This window comes from Microbacterium hominis NBRC 15708 (assembly GCF_001592125.1).
Taxonomy (GTDB): Bacteria; Actinomycetota; Actinomycetes; order Actinomycetales; family Microbacteriaceae; genus Microbacterium; species Microbacterium hominis.
In genome coordinates, this window is the sequence record NZ_BCWI01000012.1 from 104,390 (window position 1) to 120,354 (window position 15,965).

A 15,965-nucleotide genomic window follows, 5' to 3' on the forward strand; every position below is an offset into this window, starting at 1 on the left:
GGTGCGATTCGTGGTGCGGGTGAGGAGAAGCGGTGCGGGCGGCGGGGCGCGATCAGCGGGTCGCGACGCCGAAGAGGCGTCCGACGACCAGCCGATCGAGCGCGGCGAAGATCGAGAAGACGATCACGCCGAACAGTGCCGTGAAGATGATCGCGAGGAACAGCGGCTCCATATTCAGGCGCAGCGTGTAGGTGCGCAGCAGTCCGCCGATGCCCTGGCTGCCCTGCTGGAAGAAGAAGTCGCCGACGATCGCGCCGATCACGGCCAGACCGGCCGACTGGCGCAGCCCCGTGAAGATCGACGGGATCGCCGCGGGGAGCATGAGCTTCGTCATCCGCTGCCACTTGCTGGCCTTCTGCAGGGTGAACAGGTCGTGCGCCGCGGGCGTCGCCGACTGCAGGCCGAAGAGGGTGTTCGAGATCATCGGGAACACCGCGATGATGACGCAGACGACGATGCGCGCCGGCAGGCCGTAGCCCATCCAGATGCCGATGAGAGGGGTGAGCGCGAGGATCGGGATCGTCTGGAGGATCACCGCGTACGGGTACAGGATCTTCTCGGCGAGGGTCCACTGGGACATCACGATGGCCCAGCCCATGCCGATCACGACCGCGATCGCGAGACCGACCAGCGCGACGGAGATCGTCTGACCGAGCGCGGCGATCATGGGTGCGATCACCTTGTCGTTGCCGACCGTCTCGGCCAGCACCTGGTGCGGCGGCGGCAGCAGGAACCGGCGGCTCTCGCTCAGCAGCAGGTACGACACCGCGTACCAGATGGCGATGATCCCGAGCAGTGCGGCGACGATCGGGAACGCGCGCGACCAGGCGCCGCGCACGACGCCCGCCGCGCCGCGAGGCCGTCGGCGCGCCGCCATCACGGCGGTCGTCGTCTCGGCGGATGCCGCGGCATCCGCGGCCGCTTTCGACGGGCTCACCGGGCCGGCCGACGTGTCGGCGTGCGCCGTCGGCGCCTTCAGGGCGAGGTTCTGGCTCACGAGTGTGCCTCCAGTGCGTGCGAGAGGTGGCCGACGATGCGCCCGAACTCGGGTTCGTAACGCAGCTCGGGCGAGCGGGGGTAGGACCAGGGCAGTTCGATGTCGTCGACGATGCGGCCGGGCCGTCCGCTCATCACGAGCACGCGGCTCGACAGGTAGACGGCCTCGGAGATGGAGTGGGTGATGAACATCGCCGCGAACCCCTTGAGCTGGAACAGCCGCTGCAGCTCGGTCTGCATCTTCAGGCGCGTGATCTCGTCGAGGGCGCCGAACGGCTCGTCGAACAGGGCCAGCTGGGGCTCGGCGACGAGGGCGCGGGCGATCGAGACCCGCATGCGCATGCCGCCCGACAGCGCCCGCGGATGCTGGTCCTCGAAGCCCGACAGGCCGACGAGGTCGAGCACCTCCGCGGCGCGACGCCGACGCTCGGCCTTGGCGACGCCGGCGAGCTCCCCGACGAGCTCGACGTTGCGCTGCGCGCTGCGCCACTCCAGCAGGGTCGCCTCCTGGAAGACGAAGCTCGTGGTGTCGGCGCGGACGTCGATCTCGCCCTCCGTGGCGGCGTCGAGCCCGGCCGCGAGGCGCAGCAGCGTCGACTTGCCGCAGCCGGAGGGACCGACCACCGACACGAACTCGCCCGGGCGCACATCGATCGACACGTCCTCCAGGGCGCGGGTGCCCGTGTCGAAGACCTTGGCGACGTCGCGGAAGGCGAGCGTGGGTGTGGAGGTCGGCCGGGCGGTGTCGGCGGTGCCGGCGTGCGAACGCGGATCGGCGGGTGCGGTGACGGTGGTCATAGGAGGGCTCCCTCGGAGGTCGGGGCGGACGGCGGGGCCGGCAACGGGCGGAGATCGAGCACGCTGCCGACGACGCGGCGGCGCACCGCGATGACGCGGCCGTCGCGGATGACGATGCGATCCGGTGCGCGCTCCGCGAGCGCCTCGGCGGTGTGCGCGGCGCGCACGAGCACGATGTCGGCGACGTCGCCGACCCGTCCGCGGGCGGGCGGCAGTCCGAAGGCGGCGCGTCCTCCGTTGGAGCTGACGTGCCAGGCCTCGGCGGGCGTGAGGTGACCGGCGACGACGAGCTCGGAGGCGACGTCGACCATGTCGGCGTTGCCGAGCGGGTTGAACGGGTCCTGCACGTTGTCGCCGCCGGCCGCCAGCGTGATGCCGGCCTCCAGGATCTCGCGCAGCGGGGGGATGCCGCGCGGCGTGCCGACCGGATGCTGCCACCCCTGGAGGTAGAGGTTGGTCAGCGGGTTGGTGACGATGGAGACACCGGCCTCCGCGACGGCGGCGAGGGTGCGGGCGCGGGTCGCGGCATCCTGCGTGGACAGGCTGACGCAGTGGCCGGCGGAGCGGATGAGCCCGGCGGGCCAGTGGCGCGTGCGGGCGGCGAGCTCGGCCAGGCCGGTCGAGGCGGGATCGAGCGTCTCGTCGGTGTGCAGGTCGAGGCCCAGGCCGAACTCCTCGGCGAACGCGGCGGCGCGCTCGAGGTCCGCCGCGGGGTCGTCGGCGAGGTGGGGGAAGCCGCCGACCAGGTCGACCCCGAGGGCGACGGCGGCGCGTCCCAGATCGTCCGGGCCGTCGGAGGGCCCGGGGCTCGCGACGACCTGCAGGTCGACGAGCCCGGCGAACTCGGCGCGCAGCTCCACGAGCGCACGGACGCCGCGCAGCGGGTCGTCGCCGAGGTGGTAGTTCGTGTGGGAGCGCACGGCGGTGACGCCGGCGTGCAGCGCGGCGACCAGGTGGCGGCGCGCGCCGGCCGTGATCGCCTCGTACGTGTGGCTCTCGCCGTGGTCGACCCAGCACGCGATGGCGTCCTCGAGTGAGCCCTCGGGCTGGCCGAACGCGCTCCACGTGTAGCCCTTGTCGAGGTGGGCGTGCAGGTCGGCGAGGGGCGGCAGGGCGACCCAGCCGGTGGCGTCGATCGTCTCGCCGTCGGCATCTGCAGCCCCCGCGTCGACGACACGACCGTCCGCGAAGGCGAGGGCGTCACCGACCTCTCCGGCCGGCGAGAGTCCGGTGACGGCGCCGATGCGCTGGCCCGGCTCGAGGAGTTCGGCATCCATAGGGGCTTCTCCTCACGTGGCGATGACGGCGGGCGGTGGCGGTGACGGCGGGCGGTGCGGTGTTGTTGGTATGACCAACATCGGGTGAGAATCAGTAAACGCCCGACGTGTTTCCTGGCAGGCCTGTCGGGATTGCAGCCGTGTTAAATCCGCGCGAAGAGTGCGGCCGGTCGCCGCCCGCGGGCGGGACGGCCCCGCGCGAATGGGAAGAGTGGGATCCATGAGCTACTTCAGTGACGTCGAGCGCGACCTCGTGGTCGCCGCCCGCACCGTGCTCGCCGACGGCGTCGTGGCACTCGACCTCGTGGCCCACAACGGCCGCGACCTTCCCGTCTGGGCGCCCGGGTCGCACGTGGACCTCATCCTCGCCGACGGCCGTCAGCCCGGGACGGAGCGCATCGAGCGCCAGTACTCGCTCTGCGGCGACGCCGCGGACCGGTCGACGTGGCGGGTCGCGGTGCTCCGGGAGGACGACGGGCGCGGAGGGTCGGTGCGCGTGCACGACGACGTGCAGGTGGGCCAACGGCTGCGGGTGCGCGGACCGCGCAACCACTTCTCGTACGACATGGTGCCCGAAGCGGTGCACCGCTTCGTCGCCGGCGGTATCGGCATCACCCCGATCCTCGCGATGGTGCGCGCCGCGGCCGCCGCGGGGGCCGCGTGGACGCTCGACTATGCCGGGCGGTCGCTGTCGACCATGGCCTTCGTCGACGACGTGCGCGCGCTCGACGACGGCACGGGCCGCGTGCGGCTGCATCCCTCCGACGAGGGCTCCCGCCTCGACGTCGCCGCACTCGTGGCCGCCGCCGCCGACGGCGGTCCCGTCTACGCCTGCGGTCCGGCGCGACTGATCGCGGCCCTCGAGGAGGGCTTCGGGGCGGCGGGGCGCGCCGAGGCGCTGCACGTCGAGCGGTTCGAGGCGATCGCGTACGGCGAGCCGGTCTGGTCGGAGCCGTTCGAGGTCGAGCTCGCGATGACCGGCGACGTCGTCACGGTGCTGCCCGGCCAGTCGGTCCTGGAGGCGATCGAGGAGCAGAGCCCGACCGCGATGGTGCTCTCCAGCTGTCGCCGCGGCACGTGCGGCACCTGCGAGGTGCCGGTGCTGGAGGGAGAGGTGGAGCACCGCGACTCGGTGCTGACCCCGCTCGAGCGGGAGCAGGGCGCCGTCATGATGGCCTGCGTCTCGCGTGCGGCCTGTCCCCGGATCGTGCTCGACGTCTGAGCGGGTGCCGCGGGGGCTTGGGCTGGGGTTGGGGCTTGGGTTGCGGTTGGGCTGGGGCTTGGGTTGCGGTTGGGTGGTGGTGACGATCGTCGGACTTTCCCGGCGTGAGCCCCGAACCGAGGGATGGTGCGGTGTCACCACCGGGTTTCTCCGGCGTACGTCACGTCGCGCTCGCCGCGCTTCTGTGCGGGCCGGACGGCCGCGCCGACGGTGGGGGCATCGGGGGAGCTCGGGCAAGCGGAGCCGATCCTGTGACGAACGTCGGAGGTTGTGCCCTGCGCGCGGCGGAAGGGGGCCGCGGTGGGCCGATCCCCGCGGAAACTCCGACGGTGGTCACGGCCCCGGGGCTCCGGGCGCCGGGGCGCCGACGCCGGCCGGGGCGCCGACGCCGGCCGGCGCCAGGGCTCCGGTGCGGCGGCGCCGGCGTCAGCGGCCGACGCGGGCGCGGAGCGCGGCGGTGAGCGCGGTCTCGTCGCCGCTGACCAGCCGGTAGTCGCGGACGACCACGCGCCCGCCGACCACGACGTGCCGCGGCCGGCGCCCCGGGTGGGCCCACAGCAGTCCGGCGACCGGATCGGCCACGCCCGCGTCCGCGACGCCGGAGACGTCCCAGACGCACGCATCGCCCGCGGCCCCCGGGGTCAGGATGCCGAGCTCCGCGCGACCGAGACCCGCGGCGCCGCCCGACGTGGCCATCGTCAGGACGTCACGCGCCGGGAGCGTCGGCCCGACGAGGCCCGACACCTGCATCGCGAGGCGGGCGTCGGCGAGGAGGTGCCCGGCGTCGTTCGACCCGCCGCCCGAGGTGCCCAGCCCCACGGCGATGCCGTGCGCCCGCAGGCGGGCCACGGGGGCGACGCCCCAGCCCATCGGCACGTCGCAGCCCGGTGCGTGCGTGGCGGTGACGCCGGCGGCCGCGAGGCGTGAGATCTCGGCATCCGTCACGTCGCACAGGTGCGCGATCGTCACGTCCGGCTCGAGCCAGCCCCACTCCTCGAGCAGGTCGAGGGGCCGCCGGCCGTACCGGGTGAGCGCGATCTCGGTGTCGACCTGCTCGTTCGCCTGGGTGCGCCGGCGCAGACCGTGGCGCCGCGCCACGTCGCCGAGCGCGCGGAAGGTCTCCGCGGAGTCGGAGTGCACGCCCGCCGGGCCCACCGCGAGCTGCAGCATGCCGTCGGCGCTCGTGCCGCCCGGGACGTCGGCGGCGGAGGGGAGGAGGTCGCGGACGATCGCCTCCGCGCTCGCCGCCGCGGCGGCGGGGGCGTCGCGGGCCGATCCGCGGACGAACACGAGGCGCGCGCCGAGTTCTGCGGCCGCTCCGGCGATGGCGTGCGCGATCGCGACGGTGTCGTCGACCGGAGTGGGGGAGGCCGCGGGGTCGGGCCAGTTGAGCTGGTGATCGGCGACGGTGGTCACTCCGCACAGGAGCGACTCGGCCAGCCCCACGCCGGCCGTCGCGCGGACGAGGGAGGCGTCGATGCCCGCGGCGGCATACGCGGCGGCCATCGCGGGCAGCCACTCCCGCATGGGCACTCCCCGGGTGCCCGGCAGGGTGCGGAAGCCCGACTGGAGCAGGTGGTGGTGCGCGTTGACGAGACCGGGGGTGACGAGGCCGCCCTCGGCGTCGAGGGTGTCGTGCGCGGATGCGGCGGGCTCCGCGGTCGGGACGCCGACGCGGCCGTCCGCGCCGATCACGAGGTCGCCGGTGCGGTCGAGGTCGGGCTCGTCGAAGCGCTCCACGATGAGGGAGGCGCCCGTGATGGTCAGCGTACGGGTCATGGCGTCCGTCCTATCAGTCGCATGTTTCGCGCAGATGAGCCGTCCGGCGCGGCCGGTCGAGGGATGCGGCGCGCAATGTCCGAACCCGTTCTTATCTTCGACGCAGAGGCATTGAAGTACTAGAACACATGTTCTAATCTGTCGAAGTGAGGCCGATCGTGGGGAACGTCGCTGCCGCGGACGTCGCGGGCACCGTGAGCACCCTGCGCGCGCAGATGGAGCGCATGCAGGGGCGTCGCCTCGACACGCCCGTGCTCCCGGTGCCGCCGGCGCTGGCGTCGCTGCTGCCCGGCGGAGGCCTGCGCACGGGGGGAGCCTACGCGCTCGGGCGGTCGATGTCGCTGCTGTTCGCTCTGCTGGCCGAACCCTCGCAGACCGGCTCGTGGTGCGCCGTCGTGGGCATGCCGCACGTCGGTGTGGAAGCGGCGCGCGCCGCCGGCGTGGACCTGTCGCGGCTCGTCCTGGTGCCCGATCCGGGCGAGCGCTGGCTCGCGGTGACCTCGACGCTCGCCGATGTGCTGTCGGTCGTGGCGGTGCGGCCGCCGGCCCGGGCGAAGGATGCCGACGTCGCCCGGCTCGCCGCGCGCATGCGTGAACGCGATGCCGTGCTGCTCGTGCAGGGCCCCTGGCCGCAGACCGAGGCGATGATCGACGTCTCCGATCCGTCGTGGTCGGGCCTCGGCGAGGGCCACGGCATCCTGTCGGGACGAGAGCTCACCGTCACGGTGACCAGCCGGCGCGCGCCCGTGCCGCGATCGAACCGGCTCCTGCTTCCCGACGAGCAGGGCCGCCTCGGCGGGGGGGAAGGCGCCGGCCGCTCGCGCGTGCCCGCGCCCGTGCCGATGAGACGGGCGGTGTGAGATGGATGCCGATGTCCGGGGCGGCCCGCCCCCTCCGCGCAGTCTGGTCGTGTGGGTGCCCGACTGGCCGATCGTCGCGCTCACCCGCGACGGCGACGACCCGCTGGACGCCGACGGGCCCATCGCCGTGTTCGAGAAGGGGATGGTCGTCGCCTGCTCGGCGGCGGCGCGCGCCGAGGGCGTCCGGCGACGGATGCGTCGCCGTGATGCGCAGGCCCGCTGCCCGCAGCTGACGGTGGTGGATGCCGACGCCGTGCGCGATCATCGGGCGTTCGGGCCTGTGATCGCGGCGATCGAGGAGGCCGCACCGAACGTGCAGGTGATCCAGCCCGGACTGTGCGCCCTGCACGCGCGCGGGCCGGCGCGCTATTTCGGCGGTGAGGCCGCGGCGGCGACGGTGCTCGCGGGCGCCGTGGCGAGCCTCGGCGTCGATGACGTGCGGGTGGGCATCGCCGACGGCACCTTCACCGCCCAGCAGGCGGCCCGCGGCGGCACGCGCCGGGAGGATCCGGTGCGGATCGTGCCGGCCGGTTCGGCCGCGGCCTTCCTCTCGCCGCTGCCGGTGGGGGTGCTCGACGAAGAGCTGGCCTCGCTGTTCGGCCGGCTCGGGGTGCAGACGCTGGGCGAGGTCGCGGCCCTCGGCGCCGACCGGCTCGTCGAGCGGTTCGGCGCGCGCGGTCAGCGGCTGCACGCGCTGGCCGCCGGCCGCGACCCGCGCCCCGTGACGGCGCGCACGCCGCCGCCCGAGCTGCACCGCGAGGTCGCGTTCGAGCCCCCGGTCGAGACCGCGGACCAGGTCGCGTTCGCCCTGCGGATGCCGGCTGCGGAGTTCGTCTCCCGGCTCGGGGAGCAGGGGCTCGTCTGCACCGAGCTGCGTGTCGTGCTCACCGGCGACCGCGGGGAGCGCAGCGAGCGGGTGTGGCTGCATCCCGGGGCTTTCGACGCCGCCGCGGTGGTCGACCGGGTGCGCTGGCAGCTCGCCGAGCAGGGCGCGGCGACGGGCGCCGGGGGCACGAGCGGTGCCGGGGGCACCGGGGGCGCCGGGGGCACGAGCGGCGCCAGCGGCGCCGGGGGCGGCGGGACGGGACGGGCGCTTCGCAGCGCGGTCGTGCGGGTGCGCATCGAGCCCGAGGCGGTGGATGCCGCCGCCCACCACACCGCGCGGCTGTTCGGGTCGGGTCCCGAGGAGCGCGTGCATCGCGCGCTCTCGCGCGTGCAGGCGATGCTCGGACACCAGGGCGTGCTCACTCCCGCGGTCGGCGGCGGTCGGTGGCTCGCGGAACGACAGCGGCTCGTGCCCTGGGGGAACGTCGTCGCCGATCTGCGCACGGGCGAGCGTCCCTGGCCGGGGAGCCTTCCCGATCCGCTGCCGACGACGGTGTTCGCCGAGGGGATGCCGGTCGCGGTGCTGGATGCCGACGGCGACATGATCGCCGTGGATGCCCGCGGGGAGCCGACCGCCGTCCCCGCGGCGATCGAGCTCGGCGGGCGGCGCCGCGGCATCCGCACCTGGGCGGGACCGTGGCCGGTGATCGAACGCGCGTGGGATCCCGAGCGGGCGCGGCGGGCGCACCGCTTCCAGGTGGTCGACGTCGCGGAGGGCGCCTGGCTGCTGGTGTGCGAGGAAGGCGTTTGGCAGATCGAGGGGAGGTACGACTGATGGGGTTCAACAATCCGTCGGTCCGCTGGTCGGAGATGGCCCGCCTGCTCGGTGCGCCGGCGATCGGCGGCGACCCTGCACCGGACGGCGGCGACGGCCCCGCCTTCTCCCGCAAGCGCGGTGCCTACGAGCGGCCGCCGATCGAGCGGCCCACGGATGCCGTGCCGTACGCCGAGCTGCACGCGCACTCGTCGTTCTCGTTCCTCGACGGGGCGTCCTCGCCCGCCGAGCTCGCCGAGGAGGCGGAGCGGCTGGGCCTGCACGCCCTCGCGATCACCGACCACGACGGCTTCTACGGGATCGTGCGTTTCGCGGAGGCCGCCGAGCAGCTTCAGGTGAAGACCGTGTTCGGGGCGGAGCTCTCGCTCGGGGCAAGCGGCGGCGCGGGGGAAGGGGCGGGGCGTGCGACGGGCCTGCTCGCCGGTCCGAGTGCCGCGCGGGCCGGGTCGCCCGACCCCGCCGGCTCGCACCTGCTCGTGCTCGCCCGCGGCGAGGAGGGCTACCACCGGCTGGCGGCGGCTCTCACCCACGCACAGCTCGCCGGCGGGGAGAAAGGGCGGCCCTGGTACGACCTCGACGAGCTCGCCGCGCGCGCCGACGGGCACTGGACGATCCTCACCGGATGCCGCAAGGGCGCGGTGCGTCAGGCGCTCGCCGCCGGGGGAGCCGATGCCGCGGCCGCCGCGCTCGACCGGCTCGTCGCGCTGTTCGGCGCCGACGCGGTGAACGTCGAGCTGATCGACCACGGCGCCCCCACCGACACCCGCGACAACGACGTGCTCGCCGCGCTCGCCGCCGCGCGCTCGCTCCCGGTGCTGGCGAGCAACAACGTGCATTACGCGGTGCCCGACCGCGTGCACCTGGCGGCCGCCGTCGCGGCGGTGCGCGCCAATCGCGGCCTCGACGAGCTCGACGGCTGGCTGCCGTCGCACGCGAGCGCGCATCTGCGTTCGGGCGCCGAGATGACGCGGCGGTTCCGCCGCTACCCGGGCGCGGTCGCCCGCACGGTCACGCTCGCCGACGAGCTCGCCTTCCCCTTGCGCCGCGCCAAGCCGGCCCTGCCGAAGATGGCCGTCCCCGACGGGCACACGCCGATGTCGTGGCTGCGCACCCTCGTGTGGGAGGCCGTGCCGCGCAAGTATCCCGACCTCACCGAGAAGAACCGCGCGCGCATCGAACGCGAGCTCGACGTCATCGCGCAGAAGGACTTCCCGGGCTACTTCCTCATCGTCCACGGCATCGTCGCCGAGGCCCGTCGCCGCGGCATCCTGTGCCAGGGACGGGGCTCGGCCGCCAACAGCGCCGTCTGCTACCTGCTGGACATCACGGCGATCGACTCGATCTACTACGACCTGCCGTTCGAGCGGTTCCTGTCCGCGATGCGCGAGGAGGAGCCCGACATCGACGTCGACTTCGACGCCGACCGGCGCGAGGAGATCATCCAGTGGGTGTTCGGCGAGTACGGGCGCGAGCGGGCGGCGCAGGTCGCGAACGTCATCCAGTACCGTCCGAAGAACGCGGTGCGCGACATGGCGAAGGCGCTCGGACACTCGCCCGGTCAGCAGGACGCCTGGTCGAAGCAGGTCGAGCGGTGGGACGGCGCCGTCGCGGGCTCGCACGACATCCCCGATCGCGTGCTCGAGTACGCCGCCGAGCTGTTGAAGGCGCCGCGACATCTCGGCATCCACTCGGGGGGCATGGTGCTCACCGAGCGTCCCGTGGGCGAGGTGGTGCCGATCGAGCACGCGCGGATGGAGAACCGCACCGTCATCCAGTGGGACAAGGACGACGCCGCGTGGATGGGGCTCGTGAAGTTCGACCTGTTGGGGCTCGGCATGCTCGCCGCGCTGCAGCACTGCTTCGATCTCATCGCCGACGCGACGGGGGAGCGGTGGACGCTCGACACCCTCCCCAAGGAGGAGGCCGCGGTCTACGACATGCTGTGCCGCGCCGACTCGATCGGGGTGTTCCAGGTGGAGTCCCGCGCGCAGATGGGGCTGCTGCCGCGGCTGCAGCCGCGGCGGTTCTACGACCTGGTGATCGAGATCGCCCTGATCCGGCCGGGTCCGATCCAGGGCGGCGCGGTGCACCCGTACGTGCGCCGCAAGCTGGGGCTGGAGGAGCCGACGTACGCCCACGAGAAGCTCCGACCGGTGCTGGAGCGGACCCTCGGTGTGCCGGTGTTCCAGGAGCAGCTCATGCAGATGGGGATGGCCGTCGGCGACCTCACCGGAGAGGATGCCGATGTGCTGCGCCGTGCCATGGGCTCCAAGCGCGGCATCGAGCGGATCGAGTCGGTGCGGCAGAAGCTGTACGACGGGATGGCGCGGCACGGGCTGGTCGGACAGGTCGCCGACGACATCTACGCGAAGATCCAGGCGTTCGCGAACTTCGGCTTCGCGGAGAGCCACTCGCTGTCGTTCGCGCTGCTCGTCTACGCGTCGTCGTGGCTCAAGCTGCACTACCCGGGCGCGTTCCTCGCCGCGCTGCTGCGTGCGCAGCCCATGGGCTTCTACTCTCCGGCGACCCTCACCGCCGACGCCCGCCGGCACGGTGTCGTCGTGCGTCGCCCCGATCTGCACGCCTCCGGGGTGGATGCCGGTCTCGAACCCCTCGACGAACCCCCTTCCCCGGTCGTCGACCCGGTCGTTGAGCGAGAGAGCGCAGCCCCTTCCCCGGTCGTTGAGCGAGAGAGCGCCGCGTCCCCTCCGGTCGTTGAGCGAGAGAGCGCAGCGAACGAGTCGAAACGCGTCCCCACCGGCATCCCCGCCTGCACCGACCGCCACCAGCCGCCGGTGCCGCCGTTCGATGCCGCCGCGCCCGACGCGTCGGCCGCCCATCGCCGGGACGGCCGTTTCGCCGTCCGGCTGGGGCTGGCCGCGGTCACGGGGGTGGGAAAGCCCCTCGCGCAGCGCATCGTGTCGACGCGCGAGAGCGACGGCCCCTTCCGCGACCTCCGCGACCTCGTGCGGCGAACGGGTGCCACGGCCGCCCAGGTGGAGGCGCTGGCGACGGCGGGGGCGTTCGAGAGCATGGGCATCACGCGGCGCCAGGGGCTCTGGCTGGCCGGCGATGCGGCCCAGGATCTGCCCGAGTTCCTTCCCGACTCTCTTGTCGCCGTGCAGCCCCCGCTGTTCGGCGACCAGTCCACCTACGACGTGCTCGCCGCCGACCTCTGGGCCACGGGCATCTCCACCGACGACCATCCCCTCACGCATTACCGGGCGCCGCTGGATGCGCGCGGGGTGCTCACCTCTCGCGAGCTGCGCACGCACGAGGTCGGGCGGCGGGTCGAGGTCGCGGGACTGGTGACGCACCGGCAGCGGCCCGCGACGGCATCCGGGATCACCTTCATCAACCTCGAGGACGAGCACGGCCTCGTCAACGTCATCTGCTCGAAGGGCGTCTGGGACCGCTATCGTCGGGTGCTGCGGGATGCGCCGGCGCTCATCGCGCGCGGCATCCTCGAGCGTTCACCCGAGGGCGTCACGAACCTCGTCGCCGACGCGTTCGAAGACCTGCGCGTCGGCGTGCGCCACCGCTCCCGCGACTTCCGCTGACCCCCACACCCACCCCCACCCCCACCGAGCCGCTATCCTCCGGCCGAGCCGCCATGCTTTGGACTGCCCGCGACATAGCGGCTCGGCCACAGCATGGCGGCTCGCCGGAACGCGGCGCGCGGGGTCAGGGGAGGGGAGCGTGCTGCTCGGTCTTCGCGAGCTGGGCGGCCAGGTCCTCGGGGGCGAGGGCGGCCTCGCGGAACTCCGTCGTCAACGGCAGGCGCAGATGCAGGTCGGTGCACAGGCACAGCTCGACCGTGCCGTGCTCGAGGGTGAAGTCGAGCACGTGGCCGCCGCGGGTGCGTCCGTCGTCGATGAAGTGCGCGTGGCATCCGGGCACGCCGATGCCCTGCTCGTACAGAGGCGTGCGGAAGGCGACGATCGTGCCGTCGACGTCGTCGAACTCGAGCACGGCGTCGTCGTCGGTCGCTTCCGTCATGGGGCGGTACGGCTTCTGCTGCCGGGTGACCGTCCGCGCCGTCACGCGGTGGAACCGCCCGGTGATGCGCAGCGCGTACATGTAGTTGGCCGAGGCGGTGATCGCATCGATCGCGGCCGAGGCCTCCGCGCGCGTGGCCCCGTCGGGCAGCGAGCGGGTGATCGTGGGGACGAAGTCGGTCACCACCGCATACGGCGTGGCGGAGTCGGCGGATGCCGCGGCCGCCGTGCCGTCGCCGCGCAGCCGGTACGCGACACCGTCGACGACGACCATCTCTCCGTCGAGGGCGTTGAACGTGCCGATGCCGAAGTCGCCGTGGCCGAGCAGCTCGCCGACGGTCATGTCGTCTTCGTAGATGCCGTCCAGCAGCGCGGCCATCAGGCTCGTCTGGAACAGGGTGTGGCGTTCAGCGCTCATGCGCGGTCCTTTCGGGACGAGAGGCGAAGAGGAGGGGGAGGTCACAGCAGCACGTCGGCGAGGAGGTCGCCGCCGAGACGGCGGAGGTTGTCGCGGTAGTCGACGGGCACGTCGATGACGGACGGCCCGGGCTCGGCGAGGGCCGCGACGATCGTCGGGACGAGATCCTCGACCCGGGTCACGCGATGTCCGTGCGCCCCGAACGACTCGGCGAAGGCCACGACGTCGTAGGCGCCGAGCTCCACGGCCGCGGTGCGCCCGTACTTCTCGACCTGCTGGAACGCCACCATGTCGTACGCCGAGTCGTTGAAGACGATGTGCGTGAAGCTCGCCCCGACCCGCACCGCGGTCTCCAGCTCGACGGCGGAGTAGAGGAAGCCGCCGTCGCCCGAGACGGAGAGCACCGGGTCGCCCGCGTCGGCGAGACTCGCCGCGATCGCCCACGGGAGTGCCACCCCCAGCGTCTGCTGCCCGTTCGAGAACATCAACGAGCGCGGCCGGTAGGTGCGGAAGTGGCGCGCCATGTACAGGTAGTTCGATCCCACGTCGCAGAGCACGGTGGCCTCGTCGGGCAGGGCGGCGCGGATGCCGGCGACCACCGCGACCGGATCGAGACCGAACGCGTCGTCGTGGTGCGGGTCGCCGAGGTCGGTGTTCTCCGCCAGCCGCGTGCGTTCGCGTTCGACGATGACCGCCGTCGCCGCATCGCGCTGCGGGATGCCGCCGCGCGTGTGCAGCGCGCGCGTCAGATCGGTGAGCGTGGTGGCCAGGTCGCCGAGGAGCTCGACGTCCGGCCGGTAGTCGTTGTCGATGTCAGCCGCGACGGTGTCCACGTGCACGATCCGGCGTTCCTTGCCGAGGTTCCACTCGGCGGGCACGAACTCCACCGGGTCGTAGCCGAGCGTCAGCACGAGATCGGCGTGGTGCAGAAGGACGTCGCCCGGCTGGTTGCGGGCGAAGCCCACGCGGCCCAGGTAGTGGTCCTCGAGGTCGCGCGAGATGATCCCTGCGGCCTGGAACGTCTCGACCACCGGCAGGCCCGTCGCGCGCAGCAGCGCGTGCAGCGCGTCGACCGTGCGCGGGTCGCCGCTGCGCGCCCCCGCCAGCACGACCGGGAACCGCGCCTCGCGCAGCAGCGCCGCGGCCCGGTCGACGGAGTCGGCGGCCGCCCCGCCCACCGCCGCCGGCACGATCGGCTCGGTGAAGCCGACGGCGGTCGTCGCGGTCGACACGTCGTAGGGGAGCACGACGGCCGCCGCGCCGCGCGGCTCCCGCGTGGCGGCGCGGAACGCGTTGACGATCGCTTCGGCGACGTTGTCGGCCGCGGTGACCTCGGCGGCCGAGACGGTCACCGTCTGCAGCATGCCGACGGCATCCATCGCCTGATGGGCCCGCTTGAGGTGCTGCGACCGTGAGACGGCGCCGCAGATCGCGACGACGGGGTCGCCCTCGGTCGTCGCCGTCAGCAGTCCCGTCGCGAGGTTCGCCGTGCCGGGCCCGCTCGTGACGAGGACGACGCCCGGGATGCCGGTGAGACGCCCCACCGCGGCGGCCATGAAGACGGCGTTCTGCTCGGTGCGGCAGGTGATCAGCTGCGGTGCGCCGGCGACGCCCTGTACGGCGGCGAGGGCGTCGAAGACGGGGTCGATCTTGGCGCCCGGGACGCCGAACACCCAGCGCACGCCGTGGGCGCGCAGCACCTCGACGACACGGTCGGCGGCACGGGTCCCGACGGGCGGGGCGGTGACGGCGGCGGTGGCAGCCGCTGGGGACGGGGCGAGGACCGGCGCGATGCTCATGACTCCATGCTCCGCCCGGCGAGCGGTGCGAGGAAGACGGCGTTCGCGATGCGACTCATCTGCTGCGCAGATGATTTCGGGCTGCACGGAGGGAGGATGATCGAGATATGGATGTGCGTCACCTCTCCGTGTTCGTCGCGGTCGCGCAGGAGTTGAGCTTCACGCGCGCCGCCGATCGCCTGCTGCTGGCGCAGTCGGCGGTCTCGACGACCGTGCGCGATCTCGAACGCGAACTGGGGGTCGAGCTGTTCGACCGTTCGCATCGGCAGATCCGCCTGACGGGTGCGGGTGAGGAGCTGCTGACCCGCGCGCAGCAGGTCCTCGAGCAGGTGCGCGAGCTCGGGGAAGCCGTCGCGGCGGCGGCCACAGAACTGCGCGGCGCCGTCACCATGGGGCTCATGACGGGGGTCGACCTCGTCGACGTGCCGGGGCTGCTGGGTCGCTATCACGAGCGGCATCCGGCCGTCGCGGTGCAGCTGCGGGCGACCGGGCTCGGCTCGACGGGCCTGGTGGCGCAGCTGGAGAGGGGCGAGATCGACGTGGCGCTCCTCTCCGTCGTTGACGGGCTTCCCGCGACACTGCGGGGCGAGGTCGTCGCCTCGTCGCCGTACGTGCTCGTCGTGCCCGACGGCCACCCCGCGGCAGACCGCGACCGCGTCGCTCTCGGCGAGCTGGAGGGGGAGAGCTTCATCGACCTCCCGCCCGGCTACGGGTCGCGACGCATCGTCGACGACGCGTTCGCCCACGCCGGAGTGTCGCGGCGTGTGCTCATCGAGGTCGCCGATCTCTCGACGGCGGCCACCTACGTGCCACAGGGTCTCGGTCTGGCCATCGTGCCGGAGTTCGCGGCGGCCGCGGCATCCGCGAGGGCGTCGGTGGCGCACCGCGGTCGGATGCCGGTGCGCACCGTGCCGCTGGACGGCGCCGTACCCGCGTTCGCCGTCTCGCTCGCGTGGGCGCGGCGACGTCCGCTCAGCTCCGCCGCGCAGGCGCTCGTCGAGCTCCTGCGCAGCGAGCTGCTCCCCGCGTGAGGCCGCCACGCGCGGGTGGCGGGGGTGAGGCGTTTCGACTCGGGCCTGGGGCCCTCGCTCAACGACCGGGCGGCGGTGACGTGCGGGTGGCGGGGGTGGGGCGTTTCGACTCGGGCCTGGGGCCCTC

The 15,965-nt window shown here is 73.6% G+C and carries 11 protein-coding genes; 5 read left to right on the forward strand and 6 right to left on the reverse strand.

The features are described 5' to 3' along the window. Window positions 1–52: 52 nt before the first annotated feature. Genes MHO01S_RS10800 through MHO01S_RS10810 form a run of 3 tightly spaced genes read right to left on the reverse strand, consistent with a single transcriptional unit; the run spans window position 53 to window position 3,071 of the window. Complete coding sequence (locus tag MHO01S_RS10800; RefSeq protein WP_061782279.1) at window positions 53–997, reverse strand: ABC transporter permease; 945 nt, start codon at window positions 995–997, stop codon at window positions 53–55. Beyond that, window positions 994–1,794, reverse strand: a complete 801-nt coding sequence (locus MHO01S_RS10805; RefSeq protein WP_060959176.1) for an ABC transporter ATP-binding protein — start codon at window positions 1,792–1,794, stop codon at window positions 994–996. The genes MHO01S_RS10800 and MHO01S_RS10805 overlap by 4 nt, the downstream gene beginning before the upstream one ends. After that, window positions 1,791–3,071, reverse strand: a complete 1,281-nt coding sequence (locus MHO01S_RS10810) for an amidohydrolase family protein (RefSeq protein WP_061782280.1) — start codon at window positions 3,069–3,071, stop codon at window positions 1,791–1,793. Before MHO01S_RS10810 ends, MHO01S_RS10805 begins: the two co-directional genes overlap by 4 nt. 220 nt (window positions 3,072–3,291) lie before the next feature. On the opposite strand from MHO01S_RS10810, the gene MHO01S_RS10815 reads away from it, so the two are divergent. Further along, window positions 3,292–4,293 (forward strand): PDR/VanB family oxidoreductase, encoded by a 1,002-nt coding sequence (locus MHO01S_RS10815; protein WP_061782281.1) that lies wholly within the window; start codon window positions 3,292–3,294, stop codon window positions 4,291–4,293. 426 nt (window positions 4,294–4,719) lie between these two features. Here MHO01S_RS10815 and MHO01S_RS10820 read toward each other — a convergent pair whose 3' ends face one another. Further along, window positions 4,720–6,072, reverse strand: coding sequence for an amidohydrolase family protein (locus tag MHO01S_RS10820; protein ID WP_061782282.1), 1,353 nt, complete (start codon window positions 6,070–6,072; stop codon window positions 4,720–4,722). A gap of 158 nt (window positions 6,073–6,230) precedes the next feature. Here MHO01S_RS10820 and imuA' point away from each other — a divergent pair, with 158 nt between their 5' ends. Genes imuA' through MHO01S_RS10835 form a run of 3 tightly spaced genes read left to right on the forward strand, consistent with a single transcriptional unit; the run spans window position 6,231 to window position 12,152 of the window. Then, a complete protein-coding gene (gene imuA' / locus MHO01S_RS10825; protein ID WP_061782283.1) occupies window positions 6,231–6,932 on the forward strand; it encodes a DnaE2-dependent mutagenesis accessory factor ImuA' in 702 nt (233 codons plus the stop codon). A gap of 1 nt (window position 6,933) precedes the next feature. Beyond that, the gene (locus tag MHO01S_RS10830; protein WP_061782284.1) at window positions 6,934–8,592 is read left to right on the forward strand and encodes a Y-family DNA polymerase; all 1,659 of its coding nucleotides are present in this window, start codon (window positions 6,934–6,936) and stop codon (window positions 8,590–8,592) included. Continuing rightward, complete coding sequence (locus tag MHO01S_RS10835; RefSeq protein ID WP_061782285.1) at window positions 8,592–12,152, forward strand: error-prone DNA polymerase; 3,561 nt, start codon at window positions 8,592–8,594, stop codon at window positions 12,150–12,152. The genes MHO01S_RS10830 and MHO01S_RS10835 overlap by 1 nt, the downstream gene beginning before the upstream one ends. Before the next feature lie 124 nt (window positions 12,153–12,276). Here the strand turns inward: MHO01S_RS10835 and budA are convergent, their stop codons facing one another. Both budA and alsS read right to left on the reverse strand, forming a co-directional pair. Further along, window positions 12,277–13,008: an acetolactate decarboxylase gene (gene budA, locus MHO01S_RS10840; RefSeq protein ID WP_060960113.1), complete on the reverse strand. Its 732-nt coding sequence runs from the start codon at window positions 13,006–13,008 to the stop codon at window positions 12,277–12,279. A gap of 41 nt (window positions 13,009–13,049) precedes the next feature. Then, window positions 13,050–14,807 carry an acetolactate synthase AlsS gene (gene alsS, locus MHO01S_RS10845; protein ID WP_061782286.1) on the reverse strand — a complete coding sequence of 586 codons (1,758 nt, stop codon included), beginning with the start codon at window positions 14,805–14,807 and terminating at the stop codon, window positions 13,050–13,052. 107 nt (window positions 14,808–14,914) lie between these two features. Here alsS and MHO01S_RS10850 point away from each other — a divergent pair, with 107 nt between their 5' ends. Further along, window positions 14,915–15,838, forward strand: a complete 924-nt coding sequence (locus MHO01S_RS10850) for a LysR family transcriptional regulator (protein WP_255266088.1) — start codon at window positions 14,915–14,917, stop codon at window positions 15,836–15,838. Window positions 15,839–15,965: the final 127 nt, after the last annotated feature.